Below are 20696 nucleotides of genomic sequence, written 5' to 3' on the forward strand. Positions count from 1 at the left end.
ACGGAAGAGGTGATCTGAAACCATGGGCCAGACACTCATCGATGCGGCGATACTCGGATCGATCTACGTACTGTTCTGTCTCGGCATGTCCCTCGTGTGGGGCACCGTCGGCATCCTCAACTTCGCGCACGGCGCGATCTTCATGTTCGCGGGGTTCGTCGGATACCTGGTGGTCAAGGACCAACAGCTGCCGATGATCGGCGTCATTGCGGTGTCGGTGTTCGTGGGTGCGTTGTTGTCCACAGCCATCGAAGTGCTTGCTTTCCAACCGATTCTGCGGAGGGCAAAGACTCATCGGATCGCAGAGCTGCAAATTCTGATCGGCGGCATCGGCGTTGCTGCCATCCCGCTCGCGATCGCCCAGTACGTCACCAAGTCCGAACCGTTCGGATTCTCCAACAGTTCGTATGCAGTGAAGGTGTTCTCGCTCTTCGGTCTTCGCATCTCGAACACCGGTTTGATCATCGTGCTGTCCGCCGTGATTCTCACGGTCGGGATGGCGATATGGCTGCGCAAGTCCATGGCAGGACTTGCGCTCCGTGCCATCGGTGTCGATGCCGAAACGGCAGCGTTGATGGGAGTCGACCGTCGAAAGCTCTCCCTGTCCACAATGGCCTTTGCCGGTGGTCTTGCCGGTCTCGCGGGCGCCTTGCTCACGTTCAATCTCGGCGCCATCACTCCGGAAAGCGGTGAGACACTGCTGATCAAGGCATTTGCGGTCATCATCCTCGGTGGCGTCGGGAGCACGGCCGGTGTCGCTGCCGGCGCCTACATTCTGGCGTTGTCGGAGACTCTGGTGTTGCGATTCACCGGTGGTGGCTGGGTCGACGCCGTGTGCTTCGGCATGATCTTCCTCGTCCTGCTGCTTCGCCCGCAGGGTCTCTTCGGCCGCAAGGAGGTGCGAAGGGTATGAGTCAGTTCTATTTCACGCATATCGTTCTGTTCCAGAGCACGTTCACCGTTCTTCTTCTGGCTCTGAGCATCCAGGTCCAGCTTCGCATGGGCGTGTTCTCGTTCGCAGGCGCCGGGTTCTACGGTCTCGGTTCCTACGGCGCCGCGATCTTCGTGATCCGGTACGGGTTCAGCTCGTTCGCCGCGATTGCTGCCATCATGATCGTCTGCGGAGTGATCGGGTTTCTGCTGGCATTGCTGGTTCAGCGTCTCAACGGTCTCTACCTGGCGATGGCCACGGTCTCCTTCGATCTGATCATCACGGTCGTCGCGCACAACGGTGGCTCGCTCACCGGCGCGTCGGTCGGACTGTTCGGCGCACTGGCGTTCCCTCAGTTGACCATCGGGCACATCATCGCGATCACGGTGCTCGTCGTCGCGCTTCTGGCGCTGAGCGAACGAGGTCGTCTCGGTCGTAGAATCGACGCGGTCCGTGAAGATCCGGAATTGGCCGCATCCATGGGTGTCAACGTTTCTCGCTATCGAATCAGCTCCTTCGTGATCAGTGGATTGATCGGCGCACTTGGTGGCGCGATCAACGTATTACTGCGCACGACCGTGGCGCCGGAGAGCATCGGATTCCCCTTGGTGGTTCTCGGGTTGACGATCATCATCGTCGGCGGCGGGCGCTCGTGGCTCGGCATCGTCCTCGGCGCGATCATCTTCACATGGCTGCCGTACTACCTCGAGATCGTCGGGCAGTACCAGGCCATCGTCTACGGCATCATCGTCGCGATCGCTGCCGTCTACGTACCGGGCGGGATCTACGGAACCGCCCTTGATCTGGTTCGGAAGTCCAAGGCCAAAAGACTCGCAGGGGTTGCTCGTAAGAAGGAACCCGACGACACGGTCGAGGAACTCGCTCTAGCCGAGATAGGGGATAAACCGTGACTACCGACGCAGTGTCACGAGAGACTGTCGCTCGCCACGCCACAACCGAGGTGGTGCTCGGAATAGACGACGTCGCAGTCCACTACGGCGGCATCAAGGCTGTCGACGGTATTTCCTTCGACATCACCCGAGGAAAGATATTCGGCATCCTCGGACCGAACGGATCCGGCAAGAGCACCCTGTTGGCGGCGATCACTCGATTGACGCCCCTGACACGCGGTGCCTTGACGTTCGAAGGCGAACCGTTTGCGAAGGTGTCTTCGCAGAAGGTCGCCAAGCTCGGCATTGCCCGCACATTTCAGACGGTACGACTACTGCCGGACCTGACCGTTCGCGAGAACGTCGCTCTGGGGGCGGACCTCGGCTCCGAGGAAGGTGGCCTTCGCGAGTTGTTGCTCGGGCGCAAGGCCTTGCTGAAGCGCTCGAAAGATGCGGTCGCGGAGGCGCTGGAGCGGACTGGGCTCTCGGGCTTGGAGGACATCAGGCCAGGGGAGCTGTCCTATGGGTTGCAGCGCCGGGTGGAGATCGCCCGCGCAATTGCCATGTCGCCCACACTTCTTCTGCTCGATGAGCCGACAGCGGGCATGAACAAGACCGAACGCGAGGATGTATCGGAGCTGTTGAAGAAGTTGCGCGAAGAAGGCCTGACGCAACTTCTCGTCGAACACGACGTGCAGATGATGGTCGATACCTGCGACACGCTGATCGCAATGAATTTCGGCGTACTGATCGCGCAAGGGAAGCCGCAGGACGTCGTGCGCGAACCAAGTGTCCAGGAAGCATATCTCGGGAAGCGAGGAGCGCAGGATGCTCGTAGTCAGTGATCTCCACGTCCAGTACGGCAAGGTCAGCGCGGTCACGAACATCGGCCTGACGGTCGAACCCGGCCGAATTACGCTGGTTCTCGGGGCGAACGGAGCAGGTAAGAGTACGACGCTGCGAACCATCGCCGGCTTGGTGGAACCGATGTCGGGCACCATCGTTCTCGATGATGTTTCCCTCGTCGGACTCAAGGCCCACAAAGTGGTGCGACGCGGGATCTCACTCGTACCGGAGGGTCGTCAAGTCTTCGCGTCGTTGTCCGTGGCGGAGAACCTGCGTATCGGTGGATACACCTCGACCAGGGAGAAGCGCGAGAAGAACACCGAACTCGCGTATGAACTGTTTCCGATTCTTCGTGAGCGAAAGGACGGGCCTGCAGGACTGTTGAGCGGTGGTGAGCAGCAGATGCTTGCCTTCGGACGTGGACTGATGTCCGATCCGAAGTACATCATGATGGACGAGCCGTCGATGGGTCTTGCGCCCGCCGTGGTCGACACCGTCATGGCAAGTGTCCGCGAGATCGCCGACCGCGGGCTCGGTGTGCTGATGGTCGAGCAGAACGCCGAAGCGGGGCTCAGGGTTGCCGACGATGTCGTCGTGGTCAATCGTGGCGACTCCGTGTACTCCGGTGGTGCCGAGGAAGCCCGCTCGCACTCCTCGGTGGTGCTGGCGTTCCTGGGTGAAGCGGCTTTGGGCGCATGAGCAGGTTCAGCGGCAAAGTAGTCCTCATCACCGGTGCTGCCCGCGGACAAGGTCGTAACCACGCACTGCGTTTCGCCGCCGAAGGCGCCGACATCATCGCAGTGGACGCATGCGAGGACGTCGACACCGTCGGATACGACCTTGCGACGGAGGACGACCTGGCGGAGACGGTGCGGGGCGGTCGAGAAGCTCGACCGTCGGATCGTGGCGTCGAAGACGAATGTCCGCGACCTCGAGGCGCTACGTGCAGCCGTCGATTCCGCAGTAGGCGAACTCGGCCGACTCGACGTAGTGGTAGCCAATGCGGGAATTGCGGGTAGCGGTGTGACGCACGAGTTGTCCGCCGAGAATTGGCACAACATGATCGACACCAACCTGACCGGCGTGTGGAACACGACGACGGTCGCCACTCCGCACATCCTGAAAGGCGGCGAGGGCGGTTCGATGGTGCTCATCAGCTCCGTCGCGGGAACGAAAGGTCTGCCGTACAACGCCCATTACACCGCAGCCAAGCACGGTGTCCTCGGGTTGATGAAGAGCCTCGCGAACGAGCTCGGCCCGCAGAACATCCGTGTCAACACGGTGAACCCGACCAACGTCGAGACTCGGATGCTGTTGAACGACGCGATCTACAGGCTGTTCCTTCCCGACGAGGAAGCACCCACTCGGGAACAGGTGGTTCCGCTCCTGCACGACATGCACGTACTCGACATTCCGTATGTCGAGCCGGACGATGTCAGCAACGCGGTGCTCTTCCTGGCGGGCGACGAATCACGCTACGTAACCGGTATTTCCATCCCCGTCGATGCGGGAGTCCTCATCAAATAGTGGCAGAGTCAGGGTTGTGCGCCCAGTTCCCAAGTGAACTCGTCGACCAGCGCGTCGATTCGTTCGCAGAACTGGATAAGCAACGGTGATTCTGGAAGTTCGGCCACCAACTGCGTTACGGCGTCGAGATGAGCCCGGGCACGGCCCAATTCTTGCTCGATCGAGTCGGTCATCGCACTGCCCTTCGGTCGGTCCAGCGTCGGGACTTGAAGTGCTGTTCGTCCAGTGTCCCGGTGGGTAGCACAGAGATCGACATCGAGATTCCGACAGTGCGCTTGATCGTCTCCGCGATATCCGCCATCAGGTTCGGGTCGACGTCGGCAGCCGCGTCGATCTCCAGCTGCAAGTCGACGGACTCGCTGCCGTTATCGGCAGTGTGAACAATCGCTCTGTAGTCGAGTACGGGCACACGGAGCACCGCCGCATCCACAGCGCTCGGCCAGATATTCATACCCCTGATCTTGATCATGTCGTCGATGCGACCGATCGATCCCGCCTCGAACTCCGGAAAGAAGCCGTCGCGCAGCAACCGGATGCTGTCGCCCATCCCGAACCGTATGCTCGGCAACCCGCGGGTCCGAAGGGTCGTGACCACTATCTCGCCGCGCTCACCAGGAGCTACGGCGACCCCGTCTGGATTGAGCACCTCGATGAGACAACGGTGTCCGATGCCGTGGAGGACGCCGCGTCCGTGTTCCTCGATCGCACCGGTTTTGGTCGCCATCACCACTCCGAGGGTCTGAGTTGCACCCCACCCTTCGTGGACTGTGGCGCTCCAGAACTCCTGCATCGACTCCGCCCACTCGATCCCGTAAGGCTCACCGGAGAGAAAGATTGCTCGTAGCGCAGAACCAGAGCGCTTCGGCTCGATCCCGAGACGCTTGGCCTCGGCTGTCATGCGGTGTAGGTAGGAGGGCGTGATGGACATGCCGGCGCAGCCGAAACGTTGCAGCATGTCGATGCGCTCGGCCGTTGATCCCGTGAATGCGTTGGTCGGAACGAGACCGGCAGCGAGAGCGGATGCCTGGAAGTACGGCCCGGCCATGGTCTGCGAGTACGGAATGGTGAGCATGATCTTCTCGCCTGCGGCAAGACCGGCCCAGAAGTACTGATAGGCGCCGCCGGTACCCAGAGCGGCGAGGTCGTGTGCCGTTCGAGGATGTACCTCCCTGCCCACCCCGCTGGTCCCGCTGGTCAGGTGTAATTGGCGAACGTCGTCCCGCACAGTGCCAGGATGCAGTTTCTGGTAGCGGAGATAGTCGGCCTTGCGGGCAACCGGGATGTGAAGGGCGAAGGACCGCTGGTCGACTACGGAATCGACATCGACGGCATGGTCTCCGTAGAACCATCGGTGGAAGGGGGACTCGTCCCGGGCGAGCCGGAGCGCACGGACCAGTGCAGTGTCGCGGAAGCGGGTCGCCGTGAGGCCGCTCATCGATTCGGTCAGCGCATTCGCGGTAGTCATCTCATACCATCCCGGACCATGATTGCCGTTGCAGTGGCAGCTCGGCGGTCGTTGTCCTGCAGCAGAATCAGGTCGACGGTTACCGATGTATCGGACTCGTCGGTGATGACGCCGCGTACGACGGCATCCTGGCCGGTAAGCACGAAATCGTGCAGGGCGATGGCCCGCAACGATTCGAGCGAGGCGCGCGTACCAGCCCACTCGCCGACGCACCGTTCGAACATCGCGAGCACAAACATGACGTCTGCGTAGGCGCCAGGCGCACCGCCGGCCCGTGCAGCCTCGTGGTCGATGTGTGCCGGAGCGAAATCTCGACTGGCAGCGGCAGACATCACGAGCCGTTGGAACGTCAGAGGCAGCCGGATCTCCGGTAGAGGTGCGTTCATCGTCGGGACTCGAACGGGAAGTACCGATAGACGCTGCACCGCTCGCGTGCGATAACAGTGCCATCCTGGCGTAGGAAGGTCAGCTCGAAATCCACGAAGCTGCCGTCGCCCACACTTGTTCGTTTCGGCGTCACGCCAGTGACCCGGTATTCGGTAGTGATCACGTCTCCGGGCCGCAGTGGGTGAAAGTACTCGAATTCCATCCTGTTGGTGACGGATTCGGCAGCGGGCACGCCGCACGCATCCCAGGGCAACGGAGGGAGGGCGCCGTCGCTCAATGACGGGTCTCCTGGCGTCCAGTACGCAGGCATGGAGAACGAGGACAGCATTGCCCATGGAGCGATGGGGTCGACTGGGTCGACGAAGCGTGGGTCGGCCATCTCGTGCGCCTCGACGAACCGTCGGATCGCCTCGCGAGTCACCGGCTCCGCGCCGACGGTGATGGCAACAGGATTGTTCATGCTTCCGTGTCCGGCGAGGTCGGGCGGTGGTCGAGTAGAACCTCGTCGAACACGGCGTCGACGTAGGGCCCGAGATCGATGGCGTCGGTGTCGTAGAAGTCGGCGAACTCCGGGTAGGTCATCGTCTCGTCGTAACCGAGATCTCGGACGAGGGTGCTCCACCGCGAGGCGGTTGCGGCCCATTCGGTCATCGAGGTGGCTGCGTCTTCCAGCGCTGGGGACTGTTTCAGCAGTTCGAGTTGTTGGTTGTTGACGCTCTGTAGTCGCTCTCGTGCATCCGGTGCGAATTCGGTGATTGTTCCGCCTGCGTCCTGGATGTCGTGCACTCCCTGCACCATCGCGTCCCACGAGGTGCGGATATTGGTTTCGAGGAAGACGTCGAGTCGATCGAACAGCAATTGCTGAACGAGCAGCGGCATGCTGTCCCAACGGTTCTGGTTGAGCGCTACGGACCCGAAGGTCAAAGCGAAGCCAGCGGACGGATCGATGATCACTTCCGGTGTCAGACCGAGGTACCCGCCCAGCACTGCGTTCTGCACCGAGGTCGCGGTGCAGTCGACCACGCCGCGTTGCAGGCTTTCGTACAGCTCCGAATACGACGCACTCACCGGTATGGCGCCCAACCCGCTGATCTGTGCGCCTTGAGTCCGGCCTGCAGCGGAAATCTGACGTCCTCGTAGTTGGTCGAGGGTCTGCGCCTCCTCGGCGCACAGTAGCGCCATGCCGCCCCCGTTGTACGACGGCATCAACAGATGCATGTCGTTGTCCGCGAATTCCTGCGCGACTTCTTCTGTTGCGTACGCAGACTCGAGCAACCACGCGTGCGATTGCAGAATGCCTGCGATAGGAGACATATCGCCGAGGAAGGACGCGTTGATCAACGTGTTGACCGCCGGATACTCGGCTGGTTGGTTGGCGACAGCGAAGCCGTCGATGTCCGTTCGTCCGTCGCCCAGTGCGTCGTCGATCTCACTGGCACCTGCGATGGCGTTGGCGTAGAAGATATCGAAGGTCACCTTCCCGCCCGACCACTCGGTGACCGCGTCGTAGTAGATCTCCATCTTGTCGCTGACGAACGAGCCCTGAGGTCCGGGGGTCTGTGCGTACAGGTGAACAGGTTCGACATCGTCGAAGGCGGCCCGGTACTGGTCCAGGGTGGCGCCGTACTCGATGCCGGGTCCACCACTGTTCGATTCGGTCGTTGTGGTGCAGGAGGTCGCCACGACCACGGTCGCGGCAATGACCATGCAGGACAGTGCTTTGGGGAAACCGAACACGTTCAACCTTTATCCACCCATCTGGCTTGGAAGAAACGTTGCGACTTGCGGGAACGCGATCAGCAGGACGACGAAGACGAGCGCGATCGGCATCACCCATGCAACGCTGGCGAATACGTCGCGCAGACTGATCTTGTTGCCGAGGTTCACTTCTGGGTCCTGCGCTACGCCGTGAATGATGTAGGACAGGATGCCGACGGGCGGAGTGATGACGGCGAGCTCGCCCATGAAGACGACGAAGACACCGAACCACAGCAGCGAGATGTCGAGGTAAGCGAGCGTAGGGATGAGCAGTGGTACCGTCAGGAGCATCATCGCGAGGGCGTCGAGGAACATCCCCATCACGAGGTAGACCACGGTCATCAACGCGAGGAACTGCCACGCCGTCAAGCCAAGGTTGGTTGTCCAATCGGTGAACCCGGTCGTCAATCCGGTCAAGGGAAGCATTCTGGACAATGCGGTTGCGCCGAGAAGCATCAGGAAGATCGATCCGGTGCTTGCTACGGCACTCACAGCAGCCTCGCTGACTGCGGCAAATGGGCGGTCGCGGCGACGTGCGAACAGTGCGACGAACAGCGCAACCATCGCCGCAGCGCCGCCGGCCTCGGTAGCGGTGAAAACGCCGGAGAACATGCCAACCACGACCACCAGCACGAGGACCGGAACCGGCCACACCGAAACGAGTGCACGCCACTTGGCACCCGTGGATTCCGGAGCGACGTCCACCTTCTCCGGTGTCTTCGGTTTGACAATCGATGCCGCGATCATCAGCGCGATGCTGAACAAGACCGCCACTGCCACACCGGGGCCGACTCCGGCCAAGAGTTGCTCTCCAACAGGGACTTCCGCGATCCCGGCGAACACGACAAGAGTGATCGAGGGTGGTATGAGCTGGCCGGGCAGTCCGGCGGCCATGACGGATCCGATGGCCAGACGCTTGTCGTAACCCGCTCGGAGCATCTCGGGGATGCCGATACGTGCCAACGCATAGGTAGTCCCGACTGTCGAACCGCTGACCGAGGCGAGCCCAGCTCCCGCGAGGTTGGTGCCGACTGCCAGGCCGCCGGGCATCCACCCCAGCCAAGTCCGTGCGACATCGTAGAGCTTCTCGGTCACTCCGGATCGCCACAGCAGCAGACCCATGAATACGAACATCGGAACGACACTCAACGTCCATTGTGCAACATTGTGATACGGCAATTTGCTGACGGTGCTGGTGACGACACCGAAGTCGCGCAGTGCCCACATTCCCATCAGCGCGGACACCAAAAGCGCGAAACCGATGTGCATCCGCAGGAAGATCAGGCTCAGTAGCAGGACGATCGACAGGACGCCGATGGTCTCCTTCGATCCGCCGAGGAACGTACCGACGGTGGACCCGACGGCTGCCGCGACGAATACTGCAAGGGTGATGCTTCCGCTCGGGAATCGGCCTGCTCGAACTCGACCGGGCATTGGTTTGGAGGGTTCGCGCGTGGCTACGGCGGTCATCGTGCCTTCTCTGTGTCGGCCGCGTGGTCGGATTCGGGAGAGACAGCAAAAGAGGATCCGGAATCGTCGATGTCTTCGTCGTGTAATTGTTTCCATCCGAGACGTACGTACTGTACGGCGAAGAGTGCGAACGTGATCGGGACGAGGTACGTCAGTGGCCACGCTGCGATATCGGTCAGTCCGGCCGTCAGCTCGATGTCGCGATTGTGTTGCGCATGATCGAACGAGTAGGCGACGGTAACCAGGCAGACCGCTGCGCACACGATGCTCGAGCCTGCGGCAACGTACCGCTTGGCGGCCGCAGGGAACCGTGTGTAGAACATATCGGCCCACACGTGTTCGCCGCGATGCATCGCGATCACGAAGCCCAGTAGGACGACCAAGGGCATGTACCAGTACTGGACTCGTTCGAGGGTGCCGGTTATGGGCTCCCCGAACACAGTGCGAGAGAACGCGTTTGCGACGGTATGCACCATCATGGCGAGGAGCCCTACGACCGCAGGTATCTCGACCAGCGTGAACAGGCGATTGCCTACAGGATTCGTCAAAACAGGTGCTCCGCTCGAAAGAGTGTGATGCAAACAACTCTATCTATACGAATGATGCGAAGCAATAGAATCGGACATTCAGTACTGGCCCGATGCGCCACCATCGACGGAGATGGCCGACCCTGTGAGGAACGGGACATCTTCTCGGAGAAGGAAAACTGCTGTGCGCGCGACTTCTTCGGCACTGGCCATACCGCGACCACCGACACCCTGGGCCGGGATCGCTTGACCGTCGCGAGCGAGAAGTGCCCTGAACTTACCGATGATGGGTGTGTCGGTCGAACCAGGACAGATACAGTTCACAGCTATCCCGTGCTCGCGTACCTCGGCCGCAGCAGTTCTCGTCAGCCCGAGAATTGCGTGTTTCGCGGCAACGTAATCCGCGCGCTTGGCTGCTCCTTGCAGGCTCGCGATGGATCCTGTGTTGACGATCTGCCCCTTGCCCGTCGTGATCATGTGTGGAAGAACATACTTCAGTCCGTAGAACATGCTGTTCAGGTTGACCGACATCGTGGTCGACCACTCGGCCGGAGACATGTCCACGATCGCTCGGTTGACTCCTGCTATCCCGGCATTGTTGAAGAACTGATCCGGAATGCCGAGTGTGTCGACCGCAGCGGCTACGTAGTCCTCGACCTCAGCGGGATTCGAGACGTCAGCTCGGTGCGCGACGACGGTGCCGGCCGACATCCGACTGGTCTCTTCGGCGCCGGCGAGATCGATGTCGACGGCGAGTACCTGCGTACCTGCCTGCGCGAGTTCGAGACATACAGCTCTGCCTATCCCGCTTCCGGCGCCGGTGACGATCGCAACCACCTCAGCGCCCCTTCCAGACCGGAGTCCGTTTCTCCTTGAACGCCGACGCCCCCTCGCGGGCGTCTTCCGAGCTTCTGACCGGCTCGTAGATCTTCCACATCTCCGCGAATTGCTCGTCGTTGGACCAGTCGCGGGCCTTGGTGATGATCTCTTTGGTCGCCCGCACGGCCATCGGGCCGTTCTTCGCGATCTTCTTCGCCAGCTCCAACGCGACCTCCAGCGCCTCTCCCGCTGGGGTGAGCCGGTTGATCAGGCCGGCGTCCTTGGCTTCCTGCGCACTGATGAAGTCACCGGTGAGGCACCACTCGACGGCCAACGCGCGCGGGACCCGGTCGGGCAGCCGGAGCAATCCGCCACCACCGGCGAGCAACCCGCGCTTGACTTCGGGGAGTCCGAACACTGCCGTCTCGGACGCCACCACCAGATCACAGGCAAGCACAATCTCGAATCCGCCCGCGATGGCGTGGCCCTCGACAGCGGCGATCAGCGGTTTCGCCGGGGGAGTCTCGGCGACGCCCGCGAATCCCCGCCCCGGAATCGACGGCTTCTCACCGGCAAGGAAGGCCTTCAAATCCATTCCGGTGCAAAAACTTTTGCCCTCGCCGGCAATGACACCCGCGACGAGGTCGTCGCGGGCATCCAGTTCGTCCATGGCGTCGGCGATGGCCTGCGCAGTGGCAGTGTTGATCGCGTTGCGGACCTCGGGACGGGTGATCGTGACGACCTGTACACCCTCGATCTGCTCGACCCTGACCAGAGCACTCATCGTGGCTGCATCCGGATCGCGCCGTCGAGCCGAATGACCTCACCGTTGATCATGGCGTTGTCGACGATGTGCAATGCAAGCTTGGCGTATTCGTCGGCGTCACCCAACCGGGCCGGGTGTGGAATCTGGGCGGCCAAGCCGTCGCGAATTTCCTGCGAGAATCGGGACAGAATCGGTGTGTCGAAGATTCCAGGAGCAATGCTGTTGACGCGAATCAGCTTTCGCGACAGATCGCGAGCTGCAACCAAGGTCATACCTACAACACCCGCTTTGGCCGACGCATACGGAATCTGGCCGATCTGACCTTCCCACGCTGCGACGGATGCCGTCATGATGACGACGCCACGCTCACCGTCGACCGGTTCGTTGCGGACCATGCGAGCGGCCGCGAGCCGGAGAACATTGAAGCTGCCGATCAGGTTCGTCTGGATCAGCGAGGTATAGAGCTCCAGAGAGCCCGGTGTGCCGTCCTTTTCGACGACGCGGACGGTTCCGCCGCGACCCGCGCAGTGCACAACGGACCGAATGGGAGCCCGCGCTTCGGCGAGATCCAACGCCGCATCGACGGCGTCGGGATCGGCGACGTCGGCGGGACCGAACTGCACGAAGTCGCCGAGCTCCTGCGCCACGTCCTTGCCGGCGGACTGCGGCAGATCGACGATGACAGTGTTGACGCCTGCGGCGACGAACCGCTTGACCGTCGCGAGTCCGAGGCCGGACGCCCCGCCCGTGACGACCGCGGAAGAATTGGTGAGATCCATGAACCGACTCCTTACTTCAGTATCTCGATGATGGTTGCGTTGGCCATTCCGCCTGCTTCACACATGGTCTGCAATCCGTAACGGCCACCGGTACGTTCGAGGTGATTGATCAACGTGGTCATGATGCGGGCGCCCGACGCACCCAATGGATGCCCTAGTGCAATGGCGCCACCGACGGGATTCAGCACGTCCTGATCGACGCCGAGTTCCTTCGCCCATGCCAGCGGTACCGAGGCAAATGCTTCGTTGACCTCGAAAGCGGAGATGTCGGCCAGCGTCAAACCCGCCATTTTCAACACCTTTTCGGTCGCCGGGATCGGGCCGGTGAGCATCAGTAGAGGATCGTCGCCGATCACCGCGGAGGCGACGATTCTGGCCCGGGGCCGCAGACCCAACTGCGAGGCCCGCTCCTCGCTCATCACCAACAGGGCCGCCGCACCATCGGTGATCTGCGACGCGTTCCCGGCGGTGACGGTCCAGTCGAGGTCAGGGAACTGCGCTCGACGCTCGTCGGTGCCGAACACGGCTTTCAGTCCGCCGAGCTTCTCGGCCGTTGTGCCCGTTCGGATGGTTTCGTCGGCGACGAGGCCACCGACCGGCACGATCTCGCCGGCAAAGTCCGCCTCCGAGGCTCGTGCGTGGGAGCGAGCGGAGTATTCGTCGAGTTCCGACCTGGAGATTCCCCACTTCTGTGCGACGAGTTCCGCGGCGACTCCCTGCGGCACCAGCACTGGGAACCGCTCTCGAACACCCTCGCCGAACGGATCGGCGTCGCCGCGTGCACTGCCCATGGGGACCCGGCTCATCGATTCGACCCCGCCTGCGATCGCGATCTCGTACGCACCGGCCACGACGCCGTGGACGGCGAAATCCAGTGCCTGCTGGCCGGAGCCGCATTTGCGTTCGACCGTCACCGACGGCACGTGGGCCGGGAAACCCGCGGACAGCACAGCCTGACGGCCTGGCGTTCCAGACTGCTCACCGTTGCCGCCGACGCAGCCGATGATGACGTCGTCCAGCAAGCCCGCGTCGAGCGAGGATCTGTCCGCCAACTGCCTCAATACCTGACCGAGAAGGTCGGCGGGGTGAAGGTGTGACAGTCCACCTCCGATTTTGCCCTTGCCCATGGGCGAACGTACGGCGTCGACGATGACTGCTCGTGTCATGAAAACCCTCCTGAAGCAGGTTTCTGGAAAGCTCGCGAACTATTCATGATTATGTTTAGCATGAACCTAGTGGCCGACGAGTGAGATCTTGTACCGTAGGTCACACCGGATTAGTATAATCATGAGCATGAAAGAGGTGGCCATGTCTGCCAGCACACTCACCGACGACGAGCGCGCCATCAAAGAGGTGGCCGCCAAGGTCGCCTCTGAGCGGTACGCCCCCAAGGCTGCGCAGTGGGATGCGGAGAGAACTGCGTTCCCGCTCGAAGAACGCAAATTCCTCGGATCGCTCGGCTTCCTCGGGATCGCCCTTCCCGAGCGTTTCGGCGGAGGAGGTGCGCCGCTTCAACAGGCGCTCAACGTCATCGAGGAGTTCGCCTACCACTGCAGGCCCGCCGCATTCCAGATCTTCGAGGCGAACACCGGCCCAGCCCAGGTGATCGCCCGGATCGGAACCGAGGAGCAGCGAGAGCGGTTCCTGCCTGGAATCATCGCCGGCGACCTGACGATGGCCGTGGCGATCTCCGAACCCGACGCGGGCTCTGCTGCCACGGATCTGACCACCAAAGCAACGGTAGACGGCGACACGGTTCGAGTCAGCGGAAACAAGCGCTGGATCTCCAATGGCTCCGAGGCCGACGTCTACCTCGTCTATTCGCGCATGAGCGATGCCCAGGGCGCGAAGGGGATCGGCGCTGTTCTCGTCGAAGCCAATCGCGAGGGTGTCAGCTACGGCGCACGCGAAAAGCTCATGGGCTTCCGCGGGATCCCGTCGGCCGACATCTACTTCGACGATGTCGCCGTTCCGAAGGAGAACATCGTCGTCGAACCCGGTGGCTTCCGCACGCTCTTCACCGCGTTCTCGATCGAGCGACTCGGCAATTCGACGATGAGCCTTGCGCTTGGTCAGGCGGCGCTCGACCAGTCGATCCGCTACGTCCAGGAGCGAACGCAGTTCGGCAAGCCGTTGATCGAGTTCCAGGCCGTACAGATGACGATCGCGGACATGGCGCTTCAGGTCGATGCCGCCAGGCTGCTGCTGCAGCGCGCAGCTGCATCGGTGATCGACGGGGAACAGCTCCCCAACTCGCTGCACGTCTCCCTTGCCAAGTGCACCGCTAACGAGATGGCCAAGAAGGTCACCGACCTGGCGATGCAGCTTCACGGCGGCAACGGTTACACCGAGGAGTTCGGCATCGAGCGCATGCACCGTGACGCGCACGGCTGGGCGCTCGCCGGCGGGACGCCGACCATGCAGAGAACCCGAATAGTTTCCGAATTACTGGGACGTTCGTTCGACCAACGCGCTTGAATAACGAAGTAACTTGAGAAGGAGTACAAGAAATGCAGCGATATGAAGGCCGCATCGCCGCCGTCATCGGCGGAGGATCCGGCATGGGCCGTGCCATCAGCCATCGTCTCGCCTCGGAAGGCGCGTTCGTCTACGTCACCGACCTCAGTGAGGAAGCCGCGCGCAAGGTTGCCGCGGAGATCGAGGCCGAGGGCGGTCGGGCGACGGCCGTGACGGTCGACGCGACGAACAACGACGACCTGAAGTCGCTCTTTGCCAAGATCGACGCCGAGAAGGGTGTACTTCATGCGCTGCACGCCCAGGTCGGCATGCCGGGTCCGGGTGGGCTCGAGGTCGACGATGCGACGTGGGACAAGAACATCGACGTCAACGTCAAGAGCGCCTACTACTCCACGACGCTCGGGTTCGAACTACTCAAGAAGGCGGGCGGCAAGGGCTCGGTGACGCTGACCTCGTCGACGTCGGCGCTCATCGGTTCGCCGTTCAGTCCCATCTATTCGATGACGAAGGGTGCGCTCGTACCGTTCGGTCGCGCTCTCGCACTCAACGGCGCCAAGGATGGAATCCGCGTCAACGTCATCTGCCCCGGGCAGGTCAAGACGCCGATGCTCGCTCAGTTCTTCGGACGCGAGCCAGGATCCGACGTCTCTGCTCTCACCGCTGACTTCGTCGCGACTATCCCACTCGGCCGCGGCGCCGAGCCCGAGGAGATCGCGTCGGTCATCGCATTCCTCAACAGCGACGACGCCAGCTACATCACCGGCGTCACCATCCCCGTCGACGGCGGCCTCACCGCGCAATAAGCGCGCCAGATCAGAAGGGACTCTCATGGTTCAGGTCGGCTTACTGCTCAGCGACGTGCCGAAGTCGGTGACGCCGGCGCAGCAGTTCAAGGACATCCTCCGCATCGTCGAGACCGCGGAGGACAACGGTTTCAACTACATCGCCATCGGTCAGCACTTCCTCTACGGCGATCTTCGCTGGCTCCAGCCGGTGCCGCTGCTCGCTCGCCTTGCCGCGCACGTCGCGCCGACGACCAAGCTCGTCACGCAGATCATGATCGCACCGCTGTATCACCCGGTCATGCTCGCCGAGGAGATCGCGACTCTCGACGTCGTCACCGAGGGCAGGTTGATCTTCGGTGCCGGATTGGGCTACCGCCCCGAGGAATTCGACTACCTTCAGGTTCCGTACAAGGAGCGAGCCGGGCGGTTCGACGAATCCCTCCAAGTGATGAAGCAGCTGTGGACCCAGGACGAGGTCACCTTCGAGGGCAAGTACTTCCAGCTCGACGGTGTCAAGCCGCACTTGCATCCGGTCCAGCAGCCGCACGTTCCGATCTGGATCGGCGCTCACGCCATGGGCGGTGTGCGCCGAGCAGGAAAGTACGGCGACGCCTACGCCGTGCCGCCCGAGACCCCGAAGCACGAGGTCGAGGAGCGCTACCGCGTCGTGAAAGATCTGTTCGAGGCACGCGGCAAGGAATTCGGCCTTCAGCCGCTTCGCCGCAACGTCCTCGTAGCGGACAGCAAGGAAGAGGCGATGGTCGAGTACGCCCGTGTCGCTCAGGGCCGGTATCTCACCTACGCCGCCAAGGGTCTCGACGTCATGGCGGGCCGCGACCTGGCGAACCAGTTCGCCGAGTCGGTGTCCGACCACGTCATCGTCGGAACTCCGGACGACGTCGTCGGCAAGCTCACCGACCTCGTGACCACCCTCCCGGTCGATCCACTGCTTCTGCGCCCCCAGTGGCCGACGATGGACGGCGACGAGACCATCGCCGCGATCGAGCGCCTGGGCAAGGATGTCGTTCCGTCGATGCTGGCCCTCGAACCGTTCCGGGATTTCAAGTGAGCCAGACATACACCGATCTGCACCCCAATTTCACAGACCCCGAGGGGTGGACGCTCAGCAACGTTCTGCGGACCCACGCCGCAGCCACGCCCGACGCCACCTTCCTGGTGACGCCCGAGGAGAAGCTGGAGTTCACCTACTCCGAGATTCTCGGCTCCGCAGAACGTATCGCCGGCTCATGGCATGCCGCAGGCGCGCAGCAGGGTGACCGCGTCGTCATCATGGCGATGAATTCCTCCCGGCTGGTGCGTAGTTGGTTCGCTGCCGCCGTCGGCGGAACCGTCGAAGTGCCGATCAACACCAACTACGAAGGCGAATTCCTCCGCCACCAGATCGTCACGGTCGGAGCCCGCTGGGCCGTCATCGACGACACGTTCGCCGAGCGCTTCGTCGCCATCGCCGAGCACAGCCGCGGCATCGAGGAGTTCTGGGTCATCGACACCGGAACCGCGGACAAGGCGATCGCCCTGCTGCGCGAGCACGGTTGGCAGGCCGAAGCCTGGGACGAGCTGGAGAAAGGTACGCCCGTCACCGTTCCTGCGCCGCGGGCGCAGGACCTCGGGGCGATCTTCTTCACCTCGGGCACCACGGGGCCGTCCAAGGGTGTCGCGATGCCGCACTCGCAGCTGTACTTCTTCGCGCAGGAAGTCGTCTCGCTCACGCGGCTCACTCCCTCGGATCGCTACATGACGACGACGCCGCTATTCCACGGCAACGCCCAGTTCATGGCCGTCTATCCAGCGCTCGTGGCGGGCGCCAGTGCCGTGGTGCACCCCAAGTTCAGTGCAAGTCGATGGATCGACATGGTCCGTGACTCCGGTGTCACCGTCACCAATTTCGTCGGCGTCATGATGGACTTCGCGTGGAAACAGGCGCCACGGGAGAACGATCGCGACAACCGGTTGCGCGCCGTGTACGCAGCCCCGATCGCGGACACCGTCGTCGAGCAGTTCAAAGATCGTTACGGCATAGAGGCTTTCGTCAACGCATTCGGTCTCACCGAGACGTGCGCGCCGATCCTCACTCCGTACGGCGAGAAGATCCCGCCCGGCGCGGCAGGCAAGGTGGCGTCGGACTGGTTCGACATCAGGCTTGTCGACCCCGAGACCGACCGCGAAGTACCCGTCGGCGAGGTCGGAGAGCTCGTCGTACGCCCGGTCCAGCCGTGGACCTGCAGCATGGGCTACTACGGCATGCCGGAGAAGACCCTCGAAGCGTGGCGCAATCTCTGGTTCCACACCGGTGACGCACTGCGGAAGGACGAGGACGGCTGGTTCTACTTCGTCGACCGCTACAAGGACGCGCTGCGTAGGCGCGGGGAGAACATCAGCTCCTACGAGGTCGAACAGGCCGTACTGGCACACCCGGCGGTCGTCGAATGCGCTGTCATCGGGGTACCCGCCGACGTCGAGGCCGGCGAGGACGAGGTGCTCGCTGCCGTGGTCGTCAGCGAAAAGGCCGATCCTGCCGAGATTCTCGATTGGTGCAAAGGACGAATCCCGGCCTTCGCCACACCTCGCTACGTCCGTTTCCTGGACGCACTTCCCAAGACACCGTCCGAGAAGGTCCGCAAGGCAGTACTGCGCGACGAGGGCGTCACCGCCGACACGTTCGATCGCACTGCGGTGCCGGTCGCATAGCGCAGGAGATACACATGGACTACTCTTCCGACCCCACGCACGACGACATCCGCGCCGCGGTCAAGACGCTCTGCAAGGCGTTCCCCGACGACTACTGGATGGAGCACGACGACAGCCACGAATTTCCGTGGGACTTCTACAACGCTGTGGCCGAGGGCGGTTGGCTCGGCCTGACGGTCCCCGAGGAATACGGCGGCGGGGGACTCGGTGTCACCGAGGCCGCGATCGTCGAACGTGAGATCTCGGCATCCGGAGCAGGTATGGGCGGTTGCAGCGCCGTGCACATCGGCATCTTCGGATTCGAGCCGATCATCCACCACGGTAGCGAGGCGATGAAGAAGAAGTACCTTCCTCGCGTCGTCACCGGCGAGCTGCACACCTCGTTCGCCGTCACCGAGCCCGATGCAGGCACCGACACCACCAACATCAAGACCTTCGCGAAAAAGGTCGACGGTGGATTCGAAGTGTCGGGCAAGAAGGTCTGGATCACGAAGGCGCAGGAAGCGGAGAAGATGCTGCTGCTGTGCCGAACGAGTCCGCGTATCGACGGTGAGAAGCGCACCGCGGGAATGACGTTGCTGTTCGCCGACATGGACCGCAGCAAAGTACAGATCCGCCCGATTCCGAAGATGGGACGCAACGCCGTCGACACCAACGAACTGTTCATCGACGAGCTGTTCGTCGCGGACGAGGATGTCGTCGGCGAGGTCGGTCATGGGTTCCGCACCATCCTGGGCGGTCTGAATGCCGAGCGCGTGATCTCGGCCAATGCCGCCCTCGGCATCGGTGAGGCGGCGCTGCGCCGCGGCACCCAGTACGCGAAGGAACGCGAAGTGTTCGGCCGGCCCATCGGAAAGAACCAGGGCATCGCATTCCAACTCGCCGAAGCGCGCATCCGACTCGACGCTGCGACCGCTGTGGTCGACAAGGCCGCGTGGATGGTCGACGCCGGTCTGCCGTGCGGCCGAGAAGCAAACGCCGCCAAGTACTTGTGCGCCGAGGCAGGCTTCTTCGCCGCCGACGCAGCGCTTCAGGTGCACGGCGGATTCGGGTTCGGCAAGGAGTTCCACGTGGAACGGTACTTCCGCGAATCCCGTCTGATGCGGATCGCGCCGATCAGCCAGGAAATGGTCCTCAACTACACCGCCGAGCACGTTCTCGGTTTGCCGCGCAGCTACTGAGAGGACTTCTGACATGCAGCCGTATCGTTCGATCCTGTTCGTTCCCGGTCACCGGCCGCGGTGGGTGGACAAGGCCGTCGCGTCCGGCGCCGACTGCGTCGTACTCGACCTGGAGGACTCGGTGCCCCTGGCGGAGAAAGAGGCTGCGCGCGGCACCGTCGCAGAATCCATCGCACGAGTGCGCGAGACCAATCCCGATGTGGGACTGTTCGTTCGAGTGAACCCGCTCGCGACTCGGCTCACCGGCGCCGATCTGGAAGCCGTCGTCGTCCCCGGGCTGACCGGAGTGTTCGCGCCGAAGATCGAAAAGGCCGTCGACGTGCTGCAGTACGACACGTTGCTCGACCACTTCGAGGCACGCAACGGTGTCGACGGCCTCGAGTACATCGTGCCGGTCGAGACCGTGAAGGCGATCCACAACTCCCTCGAGGTAGCGACGGCATCGCCGCGCGTGGGCGCGATGATCGGCCCGTCGGCCGAGCACGCCGATATCGCCCGCGAGGTGGGATACGAATGGACGCCCGAGGGGCTCGAAACCCTCTATCTGCGTAGCCGGGTTCTCCTCGCGTGCCGAGAAGCGAAGATCCACGCGCTGACCGGATTGTGGGAGGACCTTGAAAATCTCGATGGTCTTCGGGAATTCGCGGTCAAAGGTCGTCAGCTCGGATTCCGCGGCATGATCGCGATCCACCCGTCGCACGTCGAGACCGTCAACGATGTGTTCAGCCCGTCCGAGCAGGACATCGAGTTCTACCGAGGGTTGGCCGAAGCATACGAAAAGGCAGAGGTGCAGGGGACCGGTGCACTGCGGTACCGAGGTCTGCACATCGACAAGGCGCACTACGACAAAGCAGTTCAGTGGCTGGAGCGCGCCGAAGCGATCACCAAGAGAGGCGAGAAGTAAATGCGAGGCTTGTATTTCGAAGAGTTCGAGGTCGGTAAGCACTACAAGCATGCGATGACCCGCACTGTGACCGAGATGGACAACGTCATGTTCACCTCGCTGACGATGAACATTCAGCCGCTACACCTCGATGCGGAGTTCTGCAAGGGCACGATTCACGGTCAGCGACTGTTCAACAGTCTCTTCACCGTTGCGTTGATCGGTGCGTTCCACGTACCCGAACTGACCATGGGAACCACCCTCGGCAATCTCGGCTACGAGAAGATCACCTTTCCCAATCCGGTGTTTCACGGTGACACTCTGCGTGCCGAGACCACCATCAAGAACAAGCGCGAATCCAAGAGCCGCGACGACTCCGGCATCGTGTGGTTCGAGCACATCGGCTACAACCAGCGCGACGAGATCGTCTGCGTACTCGAGCGCGTCGGCTTGATGGCCAAGCTGCCTGCAGAACTACAGAAAGAAGGTGCGTGA

At 62.4% G+C, this 20696-nt stretch carries 22 protein-coding genes and 1 pseudogene; 12 read left to right on the top strand and 11 right to left on the bottom strand.

From position 1 onward, the window contains the following. The first annotated feature begins 22 nt into the window (after positions 1 to 22). The 5 genes and pseudogenes from CH290_RS04010 (at position 23) to CH290_RS04030 (ending at position 4194) form a co-directional block, all read left to right on the top strand. Positions 23 to 913: a branched-chain amino acid ABC transporter permease gene (locus CH290_RS04010; protein ID WP_019663128.1), complete on the top strand. Its 891-nt coding sequence runs from the start codon at positions 23 to 25 to the stop codon at positions 911 to 913. After that, entirely contained in the window at positions 910 to 1842 is a 933-nt protein-coding gene (locus tag CH290_RS04015; RefSeq protein ID WP_019663129.1) for a branched-chain amino acid ABC transporter permease, read from the top strand. The genes CH290_RS04010 and CH290_RS04015 overlap by 4 nt, the downstream gene beginning before the upstream one ends. Next, positions 1839 to 2666 (top strand): ABC transporter ATP-binding protein, encoded by an 828-nt coding sequence (locus CH290_RS04020; RefSeq protein ID WP_019663130.1) that lies wholly within the window; start codon positions 1839 to 1841, stop codon positions 2664 to 2666. The genes CH290_RS04015 and CH290_RS04020 overlap by 4 nt, the downstream gene beginning before the upstream one ends. Continuing rightward, positions 2650 to 3366: an ABC transporter ATP-binding protein gene (locus CH290_RS04025; protein WP_020110889.1), complete on the top strand. Its 717-nt coding sequence runs from the start codon at positions 2650 to 2652 to the stop codon at positions 3364 to 3366. Before CH290_RS04020 ends, CH290_RS04025 begins: the two co-directional genes overlap by 17 nt. Beyond that, positions 3363 to 4194: pseudogene (locus tag CH290_RS04030) on the top strand (mycofactocin-coupled SDR family oxidoreductase). The gene CH290_RS04025 and the pseudogene CH290_RS04030 overlap by 4 nt, the downstream one beginning before the upstream one ends. An 8-nt stretch (positions 4195 to 4202) precedes the next feature. Here the strand turns inward: CH290_RS04030 and CH290_RS30140 are convergent. The 11 genes from CH290_RS30140 to CH290_RS04080 form a co-directional block, all read right to left on the bottom strand. Then, on the bottom strand, positions 4203 to 4367 hold the full coding sequence (locus CH290_RS30140; RefSeq protein WP_019663133.1) for a hypothetical protein: 165 nt from the start codon (positions 4365 to 4367) through the stop codon (positions 4203 to 4205). Then, entirely contained in the window at positions 4364 to 5659 is a 1296-nt protein-coding gene (locus CH290_RS04035; protein WP_033190156.1) for a phenylacetate--CoA ligase family protein, read from the bottom strand. The genes CH290_RS30140 and CH290_RS04035 overlap by 4 nt, the downstream gene beginning before the upstream one ends. Beyond that, the gene (locus CH290_RS04040; protein ID WP_019663135.1) at positions 5656 to 6045 is read right to left on the bottom strand and encodes a MaoC/PaaZ C-terminal domain-containing protein; all 390 of its coding nucleotides are present in this window, start codon (positions 6043 to 6045) and stop codon (positions 5656 to 5658) included. The genes CH290_RS04035 and CH290_RS04040 overlap by 4 nt, the downstream gene beginning before the upstream one ends. Further along, complete coding sequence (locus CH290_RS04045; protein ID WP_019663136.1) at positions 6042 to 6506, bottom strand: FAS1-like dehydratase domain-containing protein; 465 nt, start codon at positions 6504 to 6506, stop codon at positions 6042 to 6044. The genes CH290_RS04040 and CH290_RS04045 overlap by 4 nt, the downstream gene beginning before the upstream one ends. Then, the gene (dctP, locus tag CH290_RS04050; RefSeq protein WP_230621060.1) at positions 6503 to 7783 is read right to left on the bottom strand and encodes a TRAP transporter substrate-binding protein DctP; all 1281 of its coding nucleotides are present in this window, start codon (positions 7781 to 7783) and stop codon (positions 6503 to 6505) included. Before dctP ends, CH290_RS04045 begins: the two co-directional genes overlap by 4 nt. A 9-nt stretch (positions 7784 to 7792) precedes the next feature. Beyond that, complete coding sequence (locus tag CH290_RS04055; RefSeq protein ID WP_020110888.1) at positions 7793 to 9238, bottom strand: TRAP transporter large permease; 1446 nt, start codon at positions 9236 to 9238, stop codon at positions 7793 to 7795. A 32-nt stretch (positions 9239 to 9270) separates the two neighbouring features. Further along, entirely contained in the window at positions 9271 to 9822 is a 552-nt protein-coding gene (locus tag CH290_RS04060) for a TRAP transporter small permease (RefSeq protein ID WP_019663139.1), read from the bottom strand. 78 nt (positions 9823 to 9900) lie between these two features. Then, positions 9901 to 10638, bottom strand: coding sequence for an SDR family NAD(P)-dependent oxidoreductase (locus tag CH290_RS04065; protein ID WP_019663140.1), 738 nt, complete (start codon positions 10636 to 10638; stop codon positions 9901 to 9903). 1 nt (position 10639) lies between these two features. Next, entirely contained in the window at positions 10640 to 11404 is a 765-nt protein-coding gene (locus CH290_RS04070) for a crotonase/enoyl-CoA hydratase family protein (RefSeq protein WP_019663141.1), read from the bottom strand. Continuing rightward, positions 11401 to 12165: an SDR family NAD(P)-dependent oxidoreductase gene (locus CH290_RS04075; protein ID WP_019663142.1), complete on the bottom strand. Its 765-nt coding sequence runs from the start codon at positions 12163 to 12165 to the stop codon at positions 11401 to 11403. Before CH290_RS04075 ends, CH290_RS04070 begins: the two co-directional genes overlap by 4 nt. Before the next feature lie 11 nt (positions 12166 to 12176). Then, positions 12177 to 13331, bottom strand: coding sequence for a thiolase family protein (locus tag CH290_RS04080; protein ID WP_027498652.1), 1155 nt, complete (start codon positions 13329 to 13331; stop codon positions 12177 to 12179). Positions 13332 to 13452: 121 nt separating this feature from the next. Between CH290_RS04080 and CH290_RS04085 the strand changes: the two genes are divergently transcribed. The 7 genes from CH290_RS04085 to CH290_RS04115 are packed head-to-tail and all read left to right on the top strand — an operon-like array spanning position 13453 to position 20696. Then, positions 13453 to 14643, top strand: a complete 1191-nt coding sequence (locus CH290_RS04085; protein ID WP_019663144.1) for an acyl-CoA dehydrogenase family protein — start codon at positions 13453 to 13455, stop codon at positions 14641 to 14643. Between the two features lie 32 nt (positions 14644 to 14675). After that, entirely contained in the window at positions 14676 to 15446 is a 771-nt protein-coding gene (locus CH290_RS04090) for an SDR family NAD(P)-dependent oxidoreductase (RefSeq protein ID WP_019663145.1), read from the top strand. Positions 15447 to 15471: 25 nt separating this feature from the next. Continuing rightward, complete coding sequence (locus tag CH290_RS04095) at positions 15472 to 16497, top strand: LLM class flavin-dependent oxidoreductase (protein ID WP_019663146.1); 1026 nt, start codon at positions 15472 to 15474, stop codon at positions 16495 to 16497. Further along, positions 16494 to 18137 carry an AMP-binding protein gene (locus tag CH290_RS04100; protein ID WP_019663147.1) on the top strand — a complete coding sequence of 548 codons (1644 nt, stop codon included), beginning with the start codon at positions 16494 to 16496 and terminating at the stop codon, positions 18135 to 18137. The genes CH290_RS04095 and CH290_RS04100 overlap by 4 nt, the downstream gene beginning before the upstream one ends. 14 nt (positions 18138 to 18151) lie before the next feature. Beyond that, positions 18152 to 19318, top strand: a complete 1167-nt coding sequence (locus CH290_RS04105; protein ID WP_019663148.1) for an acyl-CoA dehydrogenase family protein — start codon at positions 18152 to 18154, stop codon at positions 19316 to 19318. A 13-nt stretch (positions 19319 to 19331) separates the two neighbouring features. Then, a complete protein-coding gene (locus CH290_RS04110) occupies positions 19332 to 20222 on the top strand; it encodes an HpcH/HpaI aldolase/citrate lyase family protein (protein ID WP_019663149.1) in 891 nt (296 codons plus the stop codon). Then, a complete protein-coding gene (locus tag CH290_RS04115; RefSeq protein ID WP_019663150.1) occupies positions 20223 to 20696 on the top strand; it encodes a MaoC family dehydratase in 474 nt (157 codons plus the stop codon).

It is taken from the genome of Rhodococcus sp. 06-156-4 (assembly GCF_002259345.1).
Taxonomy (GTDB): domain Bacteria; phylum Actinomycetota; class Actinomycetes; order Mycobacteriales; family Mycobacteriaceae; genus Rhodococcoides; species Rhodococcoides fascians_E.